At 67.6% G+C, this 15,044-nt stretch carries 15 protein-coding genes and 1 tRNA gene; 15 read left to right on the plus strand and 1 reads right to left on the minus strand.

All coding sequences use genetic code 11. The features are described 5' to 3' along the window. The first annotated feature begins 33 nt into the window (after window positions 1-33). The 10 genes from fabD to C1933_RS04760 all read left to right on the plus strand — a co-directional run bounded on the left by fabD (window position 34) and on the right by C1933_RS04760 (window position 8,606). A complete protein-coding gene (gene fabD / locus C1933_RS04715; RefSeq protein ID WP_108754738.1) occupies window positions 34-978 on the plus strand; it encodes an ACP S-malonyltransferase in 945 nt (314 codons plus the stop codon). Window positions 979-1,059: 81 nt separating this feature from the next. Further along, window positions 1,060-1,803, plus strand: coding sequence for a 3-oxoacyl-ACP reductase FabG (gene fabG / locus C1933_RS04720; RefSeq protein ID WP_107230029.1), 744 nt, complete (start codon window positions 1,060-1,062; stop codon window positions 1,801-1,803). A 152-nt stretch (window positions 1,804-1,955) separates the two neighbouring features. Then, the gene (gene acpP / locus C1933_RS04725; protein WP_108748749.1) at window positions 1,956-2,195 is read left to right on the plus strand and encodes an acyl carrier protein; all 240 of its coding nucleotides are present in this window, start codon (window positions 1,956-1,958) and stop codon (window positions 2,193-2,195) included. 143 nt (window positions 2,196-2,338) lie between these two features. Further along, a complete protein-coding gene (fabF, locus tag C1933_RS04730; RefSeq protein ID WP_108752340.1) occupies window positions 2,339-3,601 on the plus strand; it encodes a beta-ketoacyl-ACP synthase II in 1,263 nt (420 codons plus the stop codon). A gap of 193 nt (window positions 3,602-3,794) precedes the next feature. Then, window positions 3,795-5,159 (plus strand): aminodeoxychorismate synthase component I, encoded by a 1,365-nt coding sequence (locus tag C1933_RS04735; RefSeq protein ID WP_108752341.1) that lies wholly within the window; start codon window positions 3,795-3,797, stop codon window positions 5,157-5,159. A 150-nt stretch (window positions 5,160-5,309) separates the two neighbouring features. Further along, window positions 5,310-6,371 carry an endolytic transglycosylase MltG gene (mltG, locus tag C1933_RS04740; protein WP_108752342.1) on the plus strand — a complete coding sequence of 354 codons (1,062 nt, stop codon included), beginning with the start codon at window positions 5,310-5,312 and terminating at the stop codon, window positions 6,369-6,371. Next, the gene (gene tmk, locus C1933_RS04745; protein ID WP_108752343.1) at window positions 6,368-7,033 is read left to right on the plus strand and encodes a dTMP kinase; all 666 of its coding nucleotides are present in this window, start codon (window positions 6,368-6,370) and stop codon (window positions 7,031-7,033) included. Before mltG ends, tmk begins: the two co-directional genes overlap by 4 nt. Continuing rightward, complete coding sequence (locus C1933_RS04750; RefSeq protein ID WP_108752344.1) at window positions 7,030-7,986, plus strand: DNA polymerase III subunit delta'; 957 nt, start codon at window positions 7,030-7,032, stop codon at window positions 7,984-7,986. The genes tmk and C1933_RS04750 overlap by 4 nt, the downstream gene beginning before the upstream one ends. Next, complete coding sequence (locus C1933_RS04755) at window positions 7,983-8,336, plus strand: PilZ domain-containing protein (protein WP_108748755.1); 354 nt, start codon at window positions 7,983-7,985, stop codon at window positions 8,334-8,336. The genes C1933_RS04750 and C1933_RS04755 overlap by 4 nt, the downstream gene beginning before the upstream one ends. Window positions 8,337-8,531: 195 nt before the next feature. Beyond that, window positions 8,532-8,606 (plus strand) — tRNA-Val (locus C1933_RS04760). 61 nt (window positions 8,607-8,667) lie between these two features. Here C1933_RS04760 and C1933_RS04765 read toward each other — a convergent pair. Next, window positions 8,668-9,087: a hypothetical protein gene (locus C1933_RS04765; RefSeq protein ID WP_108752345.1), complete on the minus strand. Its 420-nt coding sequence runs from the start codon at window positions 9,085-9,087 to the stop codon at window positions 8,668-8,670. A gap of 549 nt (window positions 9,088-9,636) precedes the next feature. On the opposite strand from C1933_RS04765, the gene C1933_RS04770 reads away from it, so the two are divergent. The 5 genes from C1933_RS04770 to C1933_RS04790 all read left to right on the plus strand — a co-directional run bounded on the left by C1933_RS04770 (window position 9,637) and on the right by C1933_RS04790 (window position 15,042). After that, on the plus strand, window positions 9,637-10,368 hold the full coding sequence (locus C1933_RS04770; protein WP_108752346.1) for a class I SAM-dependent methyltransferase: 732 nt from the start codon (window positions 9,637-9,639) through the stop codon (window positions 10,366-10,368). A 120-nt stretch (window positions 10,369-10,488) separates the two neighbouring features. Then, the gene (locus C1933_RS04775) at window positions 10,489-10,929 is read left to right on the plus strand and encodes a hypothetical protein (RefSeq protein ID WP_108752347.1); all 441 of its coding nucleotides are present in this window, start codon (window positions 10,489-10,491) and stop codon (window positions 10,927-10,929) included. A 133-nt stretch (window positions 10,930-11,062) separates the two neighbouring features. Continuing rightward, a complete protein-coding gene (locus C1933_RS04780; protein ID WP_108752348.1) occupies window positions 11,063-12,400 on the plus strand; it encodes an SWIM zinc finger family protein in 1,338 nt (445 codons plus the stop codon). Further along, on the plus strand, window positions 12,397-13,923 hold the full coding sequence (locus tag C1933_RS04785; RefSeq protein WP_108752349.1) for a DUF5691 domain-containing protein: 1,527 nt from the start codon (window positions 12,397-12,399) through the stop codon (window positions 13,921-13,923). Before C1933_RS04780 ends, C1933_RS04785 begins: the two co-directional genes overlap by 4 nt. Before the next feature lie 36 nt (window positions 13,924-13,959). Beyond that, window positions 13,960-15,042 (plus strand): AAA family ATPase, encoded by a 1,083-nt coding sequence (locus tag C1933_RS04790; protein WP_108752350.1) that lies wholly within the window; start codon window positions 13,960-13,962, stop codon window positions 15,040-15,042. Window positions 15,043-15,044 lie beyond the last annotated feature (2 nt).

Here is a 15,044-nt window from a genome sequence, read left to right on the forward strand (position 1 = left end):
GGCCCGCTTCGATTGCAACAAGCGGATGACCGCGTGACCGTATCCACCCTCGCTTTTGTCTTCCCCGGTCAGGGCTCGCAGTCCGTGGGCATGCTGGCCGAACTGGCCGAGCTGCACCCGCAGGTGCGTGAAGCCTTCACCGAAGCATCCGATGGTGCCGGTGTCGACCTGTGGGCGCTGTCCCAGGGCGGCCCGGAGGAAATGCTCAACCGTACCGAATACACCCAGCCGGCGCTGCTGGCCGCGAGCATCGGCGCATGGCGCGCCTGGAATGCCGTGGGCGGTCCGCGTCCGTCGGTGCTGGCCGGCCACAGCCTGGGCGAGTACACCGCACTGGTCGCTGCCGGCGCGCTGAGCCTGCACGATGGCGCCCACCTGGTGCGCCTGCGTGGCCAGCTGATGCAGGAAGCCGCGCCGGCCGGCGTGGGTGCCATGGCCGCCGTGCTGGGCGCCGAAGACCAGCTGGTGCTGGACGTCTGCGCCGAAGCTGCGGGCAGCCAGGTGGTGGTGCCGGCCAACTTCAATTCGCCGGGCCAGATCGTGATCGGTGGCGACGCCGATGCGGTGGACCGCGCGTTGGCGCTGCTGGCCGAAAAGGGCGTGCGCAAAGCGGTCAAGCTGGCCGTCAGCGTGCCCTCGCACACCCCGCTGATGCGCGAAGCCGCCAACCGCCTGGCCGAAGTGATGGCCGGCCTGTCCTGGCAGGCACCGCAGCTGCCGGTGGTGCAGAACGTCGATGCCAAGGTGCATGACGGCGTCGATGCCATCCGTACCGCGCTGGTGCAGCAGCTGTACCAGCCGGTGCAGTGGACCGGTTGCGTGCAGGCCCTGGCCGCCCGTGGCATCACCCAGATCGCCGAGTGCGGCCCGGGCAAGGTGCTGACCGGCCTGGTCAAGCGCATCGACAAGACCCTTGATGGTCGCTCGCTGGCCACCCCGGGCGATTTCGAAACCGCCCGCGAGACGTGGTCGGCCTGATCCCCCTGTTCCTGCCGACCGTGCCGGTGGCCGCTGCAAGCGGCACGGGTGCGGCGGCCGCCCCAGCCTGAGGAAAACATCATGAGCAAGCCCCTGCAGGGTGAAATCGCACTGGTCACCGGCGCCAGCCGTGGCATTGGTGCCGCCATCGCCGATCTGCTGGCCGCCCAGGGCGCCACCGTCATCGGCACCGCCACCACCGAATCCGGCGCCGCCGCGATCGGTGAGCGCCTGGCCGCCCACGGTGGCCACGGCCGCGCCCTGAACGTGACCGATGCGGCCGCGCTGGACAGCGTGCTGGACGGCATCGCCAAGGAATTCGGCGCGATCTCGATCCTGGTCAACAACGCCGGCATCACCCGCGACAACCTGCTGATGCGCATGAAGGACGAGGACTGGGCGTCGATCATCGACACCAACCTCACCAGCGTGTTCCGCACCAGCAAGGCCGTCATGCGCGGCATGATGAAGGCGCGCAAGGGCCGCATCATCAACATCGCCTCGGTGGTGGGCGTGACCGGCAATGCCGGCCAGGCCAACTATGCCGCCGCCAAGGCCGGCATCATCGGTTTCAGCAAGTCGCTGGCCAAGGAAATCGGCTCGCGCGGCGTCACCGTGAACGTGGTCGCGCCGGGCTTCATCGACACCGACATGACCAAGGCGCTGCCGGAAGAAGCACGCACCGCCCTGATCAACGACATCGCCCTCGAACGCCTGGGTTCGCCGGAAGACATCGCCCATGCGGTGGCCTTCCTGGCCAGTCCGGCGGCCGGCTACATCACCGGCGAAACCCTCCATGTGAACGGCGGCATGTACATGCCGTAAGCAAGGGGCGCAGGGATTGCGCCGCAAGTGGTTGATCTGCGAGGATTTTTGCTGCAATGCAAGGTCGCGCCGGTTTCCACTACACTATCCCACGGCCATCGCCTTTGATGGCGACCATTTTTGAACCACAACTCCATCTGGAGCGAGATCCCATGAGCACCATCGAAGAACGCGTCAAGAAAATCGTCATCGAACAGCTTGGCGTCAAGGAAGAAGAAGTCACCAACAGCGCATCGTTCGTCGATGACCTGGGCGCTGACTCGCTGGACACCGTCGAGCTGGTGATGGCCCTGGAAGAAGAGTTCGAGTGCGAAATCCCGGACGAAGAAGCCGAGAAGATCAGCACCGTGCAGGCTGCCATCGACTACATCAAGGCCCACGTCAAGGCCTGATGTCAGACGGCCGTGCGCGTGCGGGCTCCGGCTCGCCGCGCACCGCACCCCATGGGGCCGCAGTTGCGGCCCCGTGTGTTTGAGCATCACATCGAAGCAAACCGTGTTACCCGTCGAAAACGTGCGGGTCAGGAGAATCAGCAATGAAGCGTCGCGTCGTCGTAACCGGCCTGGGTATCGTCTCGCCGTTGGGCAATGATCTGGCCAGCAGCTGGGAAGGCATCACCCACGGTCGTTCGGGCATCGGTCCGCTGACCAACGTTTCTGATGCCTACCTGGAACGGTTCACCACCAAGATTGCAGGTGAGGTCAAGGGCTTTGACATCACCGCCGACAACCCGTTGTTCGGCAAGTACCGGGTCAGTGGCAAGGATGCCAAGAAGATGGACCCGTTCATTCATTACGGCCTGGGCGCTTCGTTCATGGCCCTGCACGATTCGGGCCTGGAAATCACCGAAGCCAACGCCGAGCGCGTGGGCGCCATCGTCGGCGCCGGCATCGGCGGCCTGCTGGGCATCGAAGAGCAGACCATCGAATTCCACGAGGGCAAGAAGATCTCGCCCTTCTACGTGCCCAAGACCATCATCAACATGCTGCCGGGCCAGCTGAGCATCATCGCCGGGCTGAAGGGCCCGTCGTTCTCGGCCGTGTCCGCCTGCGCGACCTCCAATCATTCGATCGGTACCGCGATGCGCATGATCCAGTACGGCGATGCCGACGTGATGGTGGTCGGTGGCGCCGAGCGTGGCTCCTCGCCGACCGCGCTGGGCGGCTTCTGCGCCATGAAGGCCATGAGCACCCGCAACGATGCCCCGGAACAGGCCTCGCGCCCGTGGGACAAGGACCGTGACGGCTTCGTGCTGGGCGACGGCGCCGGCATCCTGATCCTGGAAGAGTACGAGCACGCCAAGGCGCGTGGCGCGAAGATCTACTGTGAACTGGCCGGCTTCGGCGCCAGCTCCGACGCGTACCACATGACCGCCCCGGCCGAGAACGGCGAAGGCGCAGCGCGCTGCATGACCATGGCACTGAAGGACGCCGGCGTGACCCCGGACCAGGTCGGTTACCTCAACGCCCACGGCACCTCCACGCCGCTGGGCGACCTGGGCGAAACCATGGCCATGAAGACCGCCTTCGGCGACCACGCCTACAAGATGATGGTCAGCTCCACCAAGTCGATGACCGGCCACCTGCTGGGTGCCGCCGGCGGCGTGGAAGCGATCTTCTCGGTGATGGCGCTGCAGGACAACATCATTCCGCCGACCATCAACCTGGAACAGCCGGGCGAAGGCTGCGACCTGGACTACGTGCCCAACGAAGCACGCCAGGCCAAGGTGGACGTGGTGATGTCCAACGGCTTCGGCTTCGGCGGCACCAACGGCACGCTGATCTTCAAGCGCGTCTGACCGGCGCGCGGTAGAGTCGACCGTTGGTCGACTTCGCCGTTGTGTAGAGTCGAGCCATGCTCGACTTCGCCGTTGTGTAGAGTCGACCGTTGGTCGACTGAACGTGCAATCCAGTCGAGCATGGCTCGACTCTACATGCGAAGAAGCCGCCGCAAGGCGGCTTCCGTGCATCTGAACCCCTGAACTGGCCGCCATGACCCACGCACCGCTGATCCACCCGCTGCCGCACCCGATCGACCTGCTGGCCGTGCAGCAGCACGCCCCCGCGCGCTTCCCGCTGCTGATGGAGTCCACCGCCTCGGGTACCGCGCAGGGGCGCTGGAGCCTGCTGCTGGCCGCGCAGGGCGACCAGCTGCGGCTGGATGCCGATGGCCAGGTGCGTGACCAGCACGATGCGGTGCAGCCGGGCACCTTCCTGCAGGTGCTCGACCGCGCCTGGCAGGCCGAGCGCCTGCCGCACGACGGCAGCCATAGCCTGCCGTTCCGCGGTGGTTGGGCACTGATGCTGGACTACGAAGTGGCCAGCCAGATCGAACCGGTGCTGCCGGCGCGCGCGCGCGACGATGGCCGGCCCACGGCGCTGGCACTGCGTTGTCCGGCTGCGCTGCTGCACGACCACGAAGCGAACGCCAGTTTCGTCATTGCCGAGGCTGACCAGCAGGTCCTGCTGGACGCGCTGGTGGCACAGGCCGCGGCTGCGCTGCCCGAAGCCGGGCAGGGCTGGCAGCCGCCGCAGTCGGTCGGCGAAGACGCGCCGCAGCGCTTCACTGATGGCGTGTGCCGGGTGATCGATTACCTGCGCGCCGGCGATGTGTTCCAGGTGAACCTGTCGCGCCGCTGGAGCGCACAGTTCGCCGCGCCGGTCAGCCCGCAGGCGCTGTACGCGCAGCTGCGTCGTGCCAACCCGGCACCGTTTGCCGGGCTGTTCAGTGCGCACGGCCGCCATGTGGTCAGCTCATCGCCGGAGCGCCTGGTATCGGTGCACGCCGGCCATGCGCAGACCCGGCCGATTGCCGGCACCCGCCCGCGCTTCGAAGGTGACGACGATGCCGCGCGCATCCAGGAACTGGTCGGCCACCCAAAGGAACGCGCCGAGCACGTGATGCTGATCGACCTGGAGCGCAACGACCTGGGCCGCATCTGCCTGCCCGGCACGGTGGTGGTCGATGAACTGATGACGGTGGAGAGCTATGCCCATGTGCACCACATCGTCAGCAACGTCAGCGGCCATCTGCGCCCTGACGTCACCCCCGGCGAAGTGATCGCCGCCACCTTCCCCGGCGGCACCATCACCGGCTGCCCGAAGGTGCGCTGCATGCAGATCATCAGCGAACTGGAACAGATGCCGCGCGGTGCCTACACCGGCGCCTTCGGCTGGCTGAACCGCGACGGCGACCTGGACCTGAACATCCTGATCCGCACCGCCGAAGTGGACGGCAGCGAAGTCAGTTTCCGTACCGGCGCCGGCATCGTGGTCGATTCAGACCCGGACAAGGAACTGGACGAGACCCGCGCCAAGGCCCGCGGCCTGCTGCGCGCGCTGGGCCAGCAGGGCTGACCGGCCGGGGGTCAGATCCCTCGCGCGGCGCGCGAGGGCTCTGACCCCCGGCGACGACGCCGCCGGGCGGCACTGGCACACACCCCCATCATGACCCCGCGCCACCGGGCACGGTATCCTGCACGGCGGAATCGCATTCAGAGGTAGTCCATGGCGGGAGCCAAGCGCGGGTGTCTGTTCGTGGTAACGCTGCTGCTGGTGCTGGCCGCCGTGCTGGTCGGTGCGGGCGCGTGGTTCTTCCACCAGCAGAGCCAGTTCGCCGACCAGCCGATCAGCCCGTCTACCGACAGCGTGGTCATCGCCAGCGGCGATGGCCTGAACAGCGTGCTGCGCAAGCTGCGCGACGCCGGCGTGGACGAAGGCCAGGACACCCAGTGGCAGCTGCTGGCGCGCCAGCTCGATGCCGCCGGCAAGCTGAAGGTGGGCGAGTACGCACTGGACAACAAGCTGACCCCGCGCGAACTGCTGCTGCGCATGCGTGCCGGCAAGGTGCTGCAGCACCGCGTCACGATCGTCGAAGGCTGGAACATCCGCCAAGTACGCGCGGCCCTGAAGCGCGCCGAACCGCTGCTGCACACCACCGATACCCTGGATGACGCTGCCCTGATGCAGCGCCTGGGCTTCGGTGGCCAGCACCCGGAGGGCCGCTTCCTGCCGGAAACCTACGTCTACCAGCGTGGTGACAGCGACCTGGACGTGCTCAAGCGCGCGCACGCGGCGATGAAAAAAGCCCTGGACGAAGCCTGGGAAAGCCGCGCGCCGGATCTGCCGATCAACACGCCCTACGAGCTGCTGACCCTGGCCTCGATCATCGAAAAAGAAACCGCGCTTGCCAGCGAGCGGCCGCAGATTGCCGGGGTGTTCATGCGCCGCCTGAAGATCGGCATGCGCCTGCAGACCGACCCGACGGTGATCTACGGCATCGGCACGGCCTACGACGGCAACATCCGCCGCCGCGACCTGACCACCGACACGCCCTACAACACCTACACGCGTGCCGGGCTGACGCCCACCCCGATCGCCATGCCCAGCCGCGATGCGCTGATGGCCGCCGCGCAGCCGGCACCGGGCGATGCGCTGTACTTCGTCGCCGTGGGCGATGGCAGCGGCGCACACGTGTTTTCGCGCAACCTGGACCAGCACAACGCCGCCGTAGCCCGCTACCTGCAGCAGCTGCGCCAGCAACGCAACAAGGAGACCCCGGCGCAATGAGTTCCGCGCTGCTTCGCCACCCGCGTTTCGTCAGCCTGGAAGGCGGCGAGGGCGCGGGCAAGACCACCGCCATCAACGCCATCCGCGATTGCCTGCGCAGCCATGGCCACGAGGTGGTGCTGACCCGCGAACCGGGCGGCACGCCGCTGGCCGAGCGCATCCGCGGCCTGGTGCTGAAGCCCGACGCCGAGATCGCCGCCGAACCGCTCAGTGCCGAGGCCGAACTGCTGCTGGTGTTCGCCGCGCGTGCGCAGCATGTGCGCCAGGTGATCCAGCCGGCACTGCAGCGCGGTGCCTACGTGCTCAGTGATCGCTTCACCGATTCCAGCTACGCCTACCAGGGCGGTGGCCGCGGCCTGGACCCGCAGTGGATTGCCGATCTGGAGCGCCGCGCGGTGGGCCTGCTGCCGGGCCTGACCCTGCTGCTGGATGTGGACGTGGCCGTGGGCCGCGCCCGCGCCAACGGCCGCGATCTGTGGCCGGACCGCATCGAAAGCGAGCAGGACGATTTCTTCCAGCGCGTGCGCGAAGTGTTCCGCAGCCGCGCCCAGCAGGACCCGCAGCGCTTCGCCCTGGTCGATGCCGGGCAGGTGCAGGAACGCGTCGCCGCCGATGTGGTGGCGCGCGTGGAGCAGTGGCTGCAGGCGGGGCAGGGCGCATGAGCACCTTCTCGCCCTGGCAGCAGCGTGCCTTCGATCAGACCGTGGCCGCGCTCGATGCCGACCGGCTGGGCCATGGCCTGTTGATCTGCGGCCCGGCCGGGCTGGGCAAGCGCGAAGTGGCGCTGGCCCTGGCCGACCATGTGCTGGCCCGCGGTGATGCGGCCCACGCGGCACGCACGCGCCAGTTGATTGCCGCCGGCACCCACCCGGATCTGCAACTGGTCAGCTTCATTCCGAACAAGAGCGGCGACAAGCTGCGCACCGAGATCGTGATCGAGCAGGTGCGCGAGATCACCAACAAGCTGGCGCTGACCCCGCAGTACGGCGTGGCCCAGGTGGTGATCGTCGATCCGGCCGATGCGATCAACCGTTCGGCCGCCAACGCGCTGCTGAAGACGTTGGAAGAGCCGCAGCCCGGTCGTTACCTGTGGCTGATCAGCAGCGACCCGGCGCGTCTGCCGCAGACCGTGCGCAGCCGTTGCCAGCGTCTGGAATTCAAGCTGCCGCCGCATGACGAAGCCTTGGCTTGGCTGCTGCAGCAGGGCCACAGTGAAGCGGCCGCGCGCGAAGCGCTGGAGGCCGCGCGTGGCCATCCCGGCCAGGCCGACAACTGGCTGCGCGAAGACGGCCTGAGCCTGCGCCGCGAAGTGGGGCGCGAGCTGGAACAGCTGGCCGCCGGCAGGACCGGTGCGGTGGAGCTGGCGCAGAAGTGGTGTGGCGATGACAACGCGGCCCTGCGCCTGCGCTTCGCCGCCGACCTGGCGCTGGCCCAGGCCAGCACCGATGCCTTGACCACGCCGGAGCGATTGCACAAGCTTGCAGCCTGGTTCGATGCGGCCAATCGCACCCGCGACCTGCTGCGCACCACGGTGCGTGCAGATCTGGCGGTGGTCGAGCTGCTGCTGGCCTGGAACAAAGTCAACGAGCGGCCTGCCGCAAGGGGTAACCGATGAGTGCCAGCAACGCCCGCCAGGGCATCCTGTCCCTGGCCGTGAAGGACAAGGCCGCGCTGTACAGCGCGTACATGCCATTCGTGAAGAACGGCGGCATCTTCGTGCCCACGCCCAAGCGCTACTTCCTGGGCGACGAAGTCTTCCTGCTGCTGACCCTGCCCGATTCCAGCGAACGCCTGCCGGTGGCCGGCAAGGTGATCTGGGTCACCCCGGCCGGCGCACAGGGCAACCGCACCGCCGGCATCGGCGTGCAGCTGGCCGACGGCCAGGAAGGCGAGACCGTGCGCCACAAGATCGAAACCCTGCTGGCCGGCCTGACCAGCTCGGACAAGCCCACCCACACCATGTAAGGCGCCGAACCTCGAAACACCCGAGATCCCGCCCCTTCGTAGAGTCGAGCTTGCTCGACTGCTCCTCCAATGTAGAGTCGAGCCATGCTCGACTGCAGCTCGTCGACAGGCCTGAAAAAGCCCCAAGAACACAAATGTGAAAAAGTGTTGACGGCCTCAAAAAAGCCCCTATAATGAGCGGCTCAGCAACACACCGGGCGGTTAGCTCAGCGGTAGAGCATTGCCTTCACACGGCAAGGGTCACAGGTTCGATCCCTGTACCGCCCACCATGTTGCAGAACGAAAGAAGCCTCCAGAAATGGGGGCTTTTTTGTTGGCTGATCATGTCTGATCAGCTCGTTACGGATGCCATCCCATCCCCCAGCTCCACACGCACCCGCTCCGCTAGTTGCCGCGCTGCAAACAACAACCCATCGCGGTGACCATCCCCCAGATGCTCGTGTGGCTGACCCTGCACGCGTGCACGCTCATCGGCATGCAGCAGCTCCAGTGCAGTGGCCAGTGCGGCCAGTGAACGGCTGATCGATGCCACGCAAGGTGCAGCGAGAATCTGTGCAGCGCAGGTCTGGCCGTCCTCCGCATCACCGATGCGGATCGCCTGCAGCTGGGCAAGGAACAGGGATTGATCCGTGGCGGGCGAGGCGTCGCGCAACGCGCACTCGATTTCTCGGGCAATGTCGTCGGGCACGTCGCTGGCGATATCGCCGATCAGCGCGTGCAGGCGGGGATGGAGGCTGGATCGATTGGTCATGGCGAAACCCTCACTGGCGTATGGCCACCTTCTGGAAGAAAGGTGGCGGACGGTGCGGGTTGGCGTACCAAGGCAAACAAGCTTCAGGGGAGAAGAAGGCCTGGCGGATCTACTGATCCCCACGCACCGGCCGCCATTGGAGGCAGTCGGTGCATTCTCGCTGCTGCGATCAATTCCGCAGCCCCTAAATCTTGTTTGTTTATTCGAGACGCCAATCCCGACCAAGGCAACGTGCCCCGGCAGGCCGAGCATCGGCGCGTTCCAGCACGAACGTCACTGAGGAAAGTTGCCATTCCGCAGAGGATTTCACTTCTGTGAGCAGCACCACACACCACCTGCGCACGCGATCACCAATGGCACCAGCTCTCGTTCAACACACCACACACGCAACGCACCAGTACCCAGCGTCACCCGGTCGTTCGCGTCACTCCCCCAAAAGCCAAACTTTACAACCGTTTTAAGACGGATATGTCGCAATTGCCCCTTCGGCACGACACCCCATGCGGATAGCGTTGTCACCAGACGTTTTCAACACGCGAGGGAGTGCCGATGTCCGCCCACTACGACAGCATGGTCGATCAGTACGTAGCCTATGCGGGGGCGTCGCCCACGCGCCCCATCGAAGTGCGCACCCTGCTGCAGCTGGCCGGCCCGCTGCAGGGGCGCGATGTGCTGGACCTGGCCTGTGGCTCGGGTTACTACGGCCGCGTGCTGCTGCGCCATGGCGCGCGCAGTGCGGTGGGCGTGGACCAGTCGCAGGGCATGATCGACTTCGCCCGTGCGCTGTCGCGGCACAGCAACGACGACATGCAGTTCCACACCCGTGACGTGCTGGACATGGCCGACATCGGTACGTTCGACATCGTGGTGGCGGCCTGGCTGTTCAACTACGCCGAGTGTCCGGCCACCCTGCAGGCGATGTTCGCCGCGGTGGAGCGCCACCTGAAGCCCGGCGGACGGCTGGTGGTGCAGACCTTCAATCCCGATTACCGGCTGGCGCTGGGCGACTACGCGCAGTACGGAGTGAAGGTGCTGGAAGAGCAGCCCTGGCAGGACGGTGCGCGGCTGCGCCTGCAGTTTCCCGGCACGCCGCCGGCGCAGGTCACCAACTATCGTTGGCCGCGCACGCACTACGAAGAGGCCGCCGTGCTGGCTGGCTTTGCGCGACCGCAGTGGCACGAGCCGCAGCTGGATGCCGAAGACGTGGCGCGCCATCACCCCGGCTACTGGAACGACTACGTGCACAACTGCATGTCGGTGAACCTGCTCTGCCAGCGCTGAGCGGCACCGCTCAGGACGGACGGGGGCGGGGCGCGCCGCAGGGGGTGGTTGCGACCTGCCTCCCTCCGTCCCCTTGCGTGGGCTTGGGTATGCTGGGGCGCCTTTCTGCATGTGCATGCCATGAACGAACGACGTACCGCGCTCATTTCCGCCCTGCGCAGCGCCGGCTGCAGCGACCCGGCCAGCTGGGCCGACAGCGAACTGCGCGAAGACATTCCGCAGTTCGCCCGCTTCCTGGTGCTGCGCGACGTGCATCGCTTGGCCGACGATGTGGATTCGGCGCTGGCCGAAACACTGTTCGATCGCGACGATCTGGCGGACACCCTGCAGGCCCTGCGCAGTGCAGTGCCGGCCGCCGCGCTGGAGGCGTTCCTGCGCGCCTATGGCCAGGCGCTGGGCAACAGCTTCGTGATGGCGGTGGACGAAGGCCCGTCGATGCGCGAAGACGGCATGCCCGGGTGGGTGCTGATGGAAACTGACGCAGATGACACGCCCAGCGGCCGCCTGATCCAGGGCCTGCACGAAGACTATCTGGACTTAGCAACGTCCGTCGCGCCGTAGTCTGCGGCGCCCGGCCGCCGTTCGCGCGCCACCGGCCGTCTCGCCGGGTGATACCCGGAACGGCCATGATGGCCCCCCGTGAATGTCATCTGCGCTCGGCTATGATGGACGTCGAACTGAAGTGAGTACGCATATGGAAGTACGACTCACGCGCGAGCAGGTGCTCGCGCTGGCGCCGGATGCGGCGTCGGCCAAGGCCGGCGCTGCGCTGGCCATCGATGGCAAGTGGGGCCTGCTGGGCGCCGATGCCGAAGCCCTGTGGGGCGAATGCCAGGGCAGCGGTTCCAAGCCATACCAGACCCAGGTGGACCTGGCCGCGCTGGTCAGCCGGTGCTCGTGCCCCAGCCGCAAATTTCCGTGCAAGCACGGCCTGGCGTTGCTGCTGCTGTACGCATCGGGCAACCCGCGCTGCGTACCGCAGGCGCGCCCGGCGTGGGTGGATGAATGGCTGCAGGGTCGCCGCGATCGCTCGGCGCGCAAGGAAGCCGCCGCCGAAGCCGCGGCCAGCGCGCCGCCGCCCGACCCGCAGGCGGCAGCCGCTGCCGCCGGCAAGCGCGAGCAGGGCCGCTGGGCGCGCATCGAGGCCGGTGCCGCTGAGCTTGAACGGTGGATCGCCGACCAGTTCCGCCAGGGGCTGGCCAATCTCCCCGCCGATTTCGATGCCGATGCGCAGCGCATGGTCGCGCGCATGGTCGATGCGCAGGCGCCGGGTCTGGCCAGCCAGCTCGATGCTGCACTGGGCACCGGTACGCGCGGGCTGGCGCAGCTGGGTGAACTGGCCCTGCAACTGGGGCTGCTGCAACTGCTCACCCAGGCCGTGCCGCGCCGCGACAGCCTGACCGCTGCTCGCGTGGCCGATCTGCGCGCCGCGCTGGGCTGGCCGCTGGAACGCGAGAGCGTGCAGCGCGACGGCGAAGCCGTTGCCGACCGCTGGCACGTGCAGGGGCAGCGACTGATCGAACAGGCCGGCAACCTCATTGAACGCCGGGTCTGGCTGCAGGGCCTGGACAGCGGGCGCACCGCGCTGCTGCAGGAATTCAGCCACGGTGGCCGCGGCTGGGACGCGCAATGGCTGACCGGCTGCGTGCACGCGGCAACGCTGCATTTCCACCCCGGTACGGTGCCGCTGCGCGCGCTCGCCAGCGATGTGCAGGCCGCCACGCCGGGCCCGGCCAGCGCACGGCCCGATACGCTGGAATCGGCAACGCAGCCCTATGCCGACAACCCCTGGTTGCCGCAGGTCGCGCTGCGCGTCAGTGATGTGCATGTGGCCCACGACGGCACGCGCAGCTGGTTGCAGCACGCCGAAGGCGCGTTGCCGCTGCAGTTGCCCGGCCTGCAGGCCTGGTCGTTGGTCGCCTTCGGCGGTGGCCAGGCGCTGTGCGTGATGGGCGAATGGGATGGGCAGACGCTGTGGCCGCTGTCGGCGTGGAATGCGCAGGGCGAGCGCTGGGAAAGGAGTGCCGCATGAACGAGGCCTGGTTGAAACCGGCATTGCTGGGCGTGGACCGACCGCAGGCCATCTGCACCGGTGGCGCGATGGACGATGTGCTGCAGGCCATCGCAGGCGCCGACGACCCGGCGCTGGCGTACAGCCGGCAGATGGGCGTGCTGGCCGCCTGCCGCCGCGCGGCCGCGCCGTTGGCAGCGGCGGTGGCGGTGCCCGCACCGGCCCCGCACGATCCGGCGGCCTTGCCGGCCGACCATGGTTGGGCGTCGCTGCTGGCCACCTTGTTCAACGCCGGCCATGCCGCGCCGTGGCTGAAGCGTCTGCGCCAGCAAGCCTGTGTGCGCCTGGCTGCGCAGGGCAGGCACCTGCCGGTGGCGGTGCTGCCGGCTGCGCTCGACACGGGCGCACGCTTCGCCACATTGCGTGACGTGCTGCGCCCGGTGCTGGGCGAGCGCGGGCGCTGGTTGGCGGCGTGCAACGACGAGTGGCGCTATGCGCTGGGCGGTGTCGCCCCGGCGGCAACGGCGCAGGACCTGGAACAGGTCTGGAGCGAGGGCAGCAGCGAAGCACGCCTGCAGGCGTTCCAGCAGCAGCGTGCGATCGATCCGGGCGCGGCGCGTGCGCGTCTGCAGCAGAACCTGAAGGAATTGCCGGCCCGTGATCGCGCGCTGTTCGTGGCGGCGCTGGGCAACGGCCTGCACGCCGACGATGAAGCGCTGTTGCAGGCACTGTTGAAGGACCGCAGTCGCGAGGTACGCGCGCTGGTGGGTCCGCTGCTGGCGCGACTGCCCGACAGCGCGCACGCGCGCTTCCTGCAGGCGCAGATGCAGGGCCTGCTGCAGGCCCAGCGCAGTGGACTGCTGCGGCGTAGCACTTGGCAGTTGCAGGCACCGGCGGCCGCGGAAGCGGGGTGGGCCGAGGCCGGCATCGACAGCAAGCGGCCCAACGGCGAATCGCTGGGCGAACGTGCCTGGTGGCTGTATCAGTTGGCCCGCCAGTGGCCGCTGCAGTGGTGGTGCCAGACCCTGGAAAAGACCCCCGACGAGGTGCTGGCCTGGGCGCAGAAGACCGATTGGTTCGCCGCCCTGCTGCGCGCCTGGATCGAACAGGTCGATGCCCGCGAACCGGCCTGGGTGGAAGCGTTGATCGCGCACAAGGCCAGTTACCACCACAAGACCGCGTTGCTGGCGCTGTTGCCGGTGCAGCAGCGTGAGCGCCACTGGCCGGCCACGCTGACCGAACTGCAGGCGCAGGGCCTGCTGCACACCGTTCTGGACAGTACCGAAGCGGCACAGGTGCTGGGCCCGGCCTATTCGCAGGCGCTGGCCCCGCAGGTGGGCGCGCTGCTGGGCGATGAGCGCCTGCGCTACGACTACCTGCTGCGCGATCAGTTGCTGGAACTGCTGGTCGTGCTGCACCCGTCGGTACTGGCGCAGGTGCAGGTGGCCGAACCGCCGGCCAACGCCACCGAGGCGATGCTGGCCTGCACGCAGCAGGCCCGCGCGGTGCTGCTCACCCGCCGCGCGCTGTACGCACCGATCTGACTGTTTCCCCCTTTTCGAATTGCCACTGGAGCCACCATGAGCACGACCGTCCTGCGCCAGCACGCTGAACACCAATATGCCCACGAACTGGAGGAACTGCGCCGGCAGGACAACCGCCAGCGCCCGGCCAACTGGATGCTGTCGCCGTGGGCGGTGGTGACCTATCTGGTCGGCGGCACGCTGGACAATGGTTTCGTGGTCAGCCCCAAGTACATCGGCGACCGTCGCCTGATGGAAATCGCAGTGGCCACCATCGCCACCGATCGCGCGCTGCTGCTGTTCGGCGTGCCGGGCACCGCCAAGTCGTGGGTGTCCGAACACATGACCGCGGCCATCAGCGGCGATTCCACCCTGCTGGTGCAGGGCACGGCCGGTACCAGCGAAGAGCAGATCCGCTACGGCTGGAACTACGCGCAGCTGCTGGCCAACGGCCCCAGCGAAAAGGCACTGGTGCCCAGCCCGCTGATGAATGCCATGCGTCTGGGCAAGATCGCGCGCATCGAAGAACTCACCCGCATTCCCGCCGATGTGCAGGACGCACTGATCACCGTGCTTTCGGAAAAGACCCTGCCGGTGCCCGAACTGGGCAGCGAGGTGCAGGCCGTGCGCGGTTTCAGCGTGATCGCTACCGCCAACAACCGCGACAAGGGTGTGAACGAGCTTTCCAGCGCGCTGAAGCGCCGCTTCAACACCGTCATCCTGCCGGTGCCGTCCAGCGAGCAGGACGAAGTGGCGATCGTGCTCAAGCGCGTGGCAGAGATGGGCAGCGCGCTGGACCTGCCGGCCGAGCCGCCGGCGCTGCAGGAAGTGGCGCGCGTGGTGCGCATCTTCCGCGAGCTGCGCAACGGCATTACCGAAGATGGCAAGGCCAAGCTGAAGAGCCCCACTGCCACCCTGTCCACCGCCGAAGCAATCTCGGTCATCAACAACGGCATGGCGCTGGCCGGGCACTTCGGTGATGGCGTGCTGCGCCCGGCCGACATGGCCGCCGGCATGATCGGCGCCATCGTGAAGGATCCGGTGCAGGACGCCCTGGTGTGGAAGGAGTACCTGGAAACGGTGGTGAAGGAACGCGATGACTGGAAGGATCTGTACCGCGCCTTCCGCGAACACGCCTGAGC

Origin of the sequence: Stenotrophomonas sp. ZAC14D2_NAIMI4_6 (assembly GCF_003086875.1) — a bacterium.
Classification (GTDB): Bacteria; Pseudomonadota; Gammaproteobacteria; order Xanthomonadales; family Xanthomonadaceae; genus Stenotrophomonas.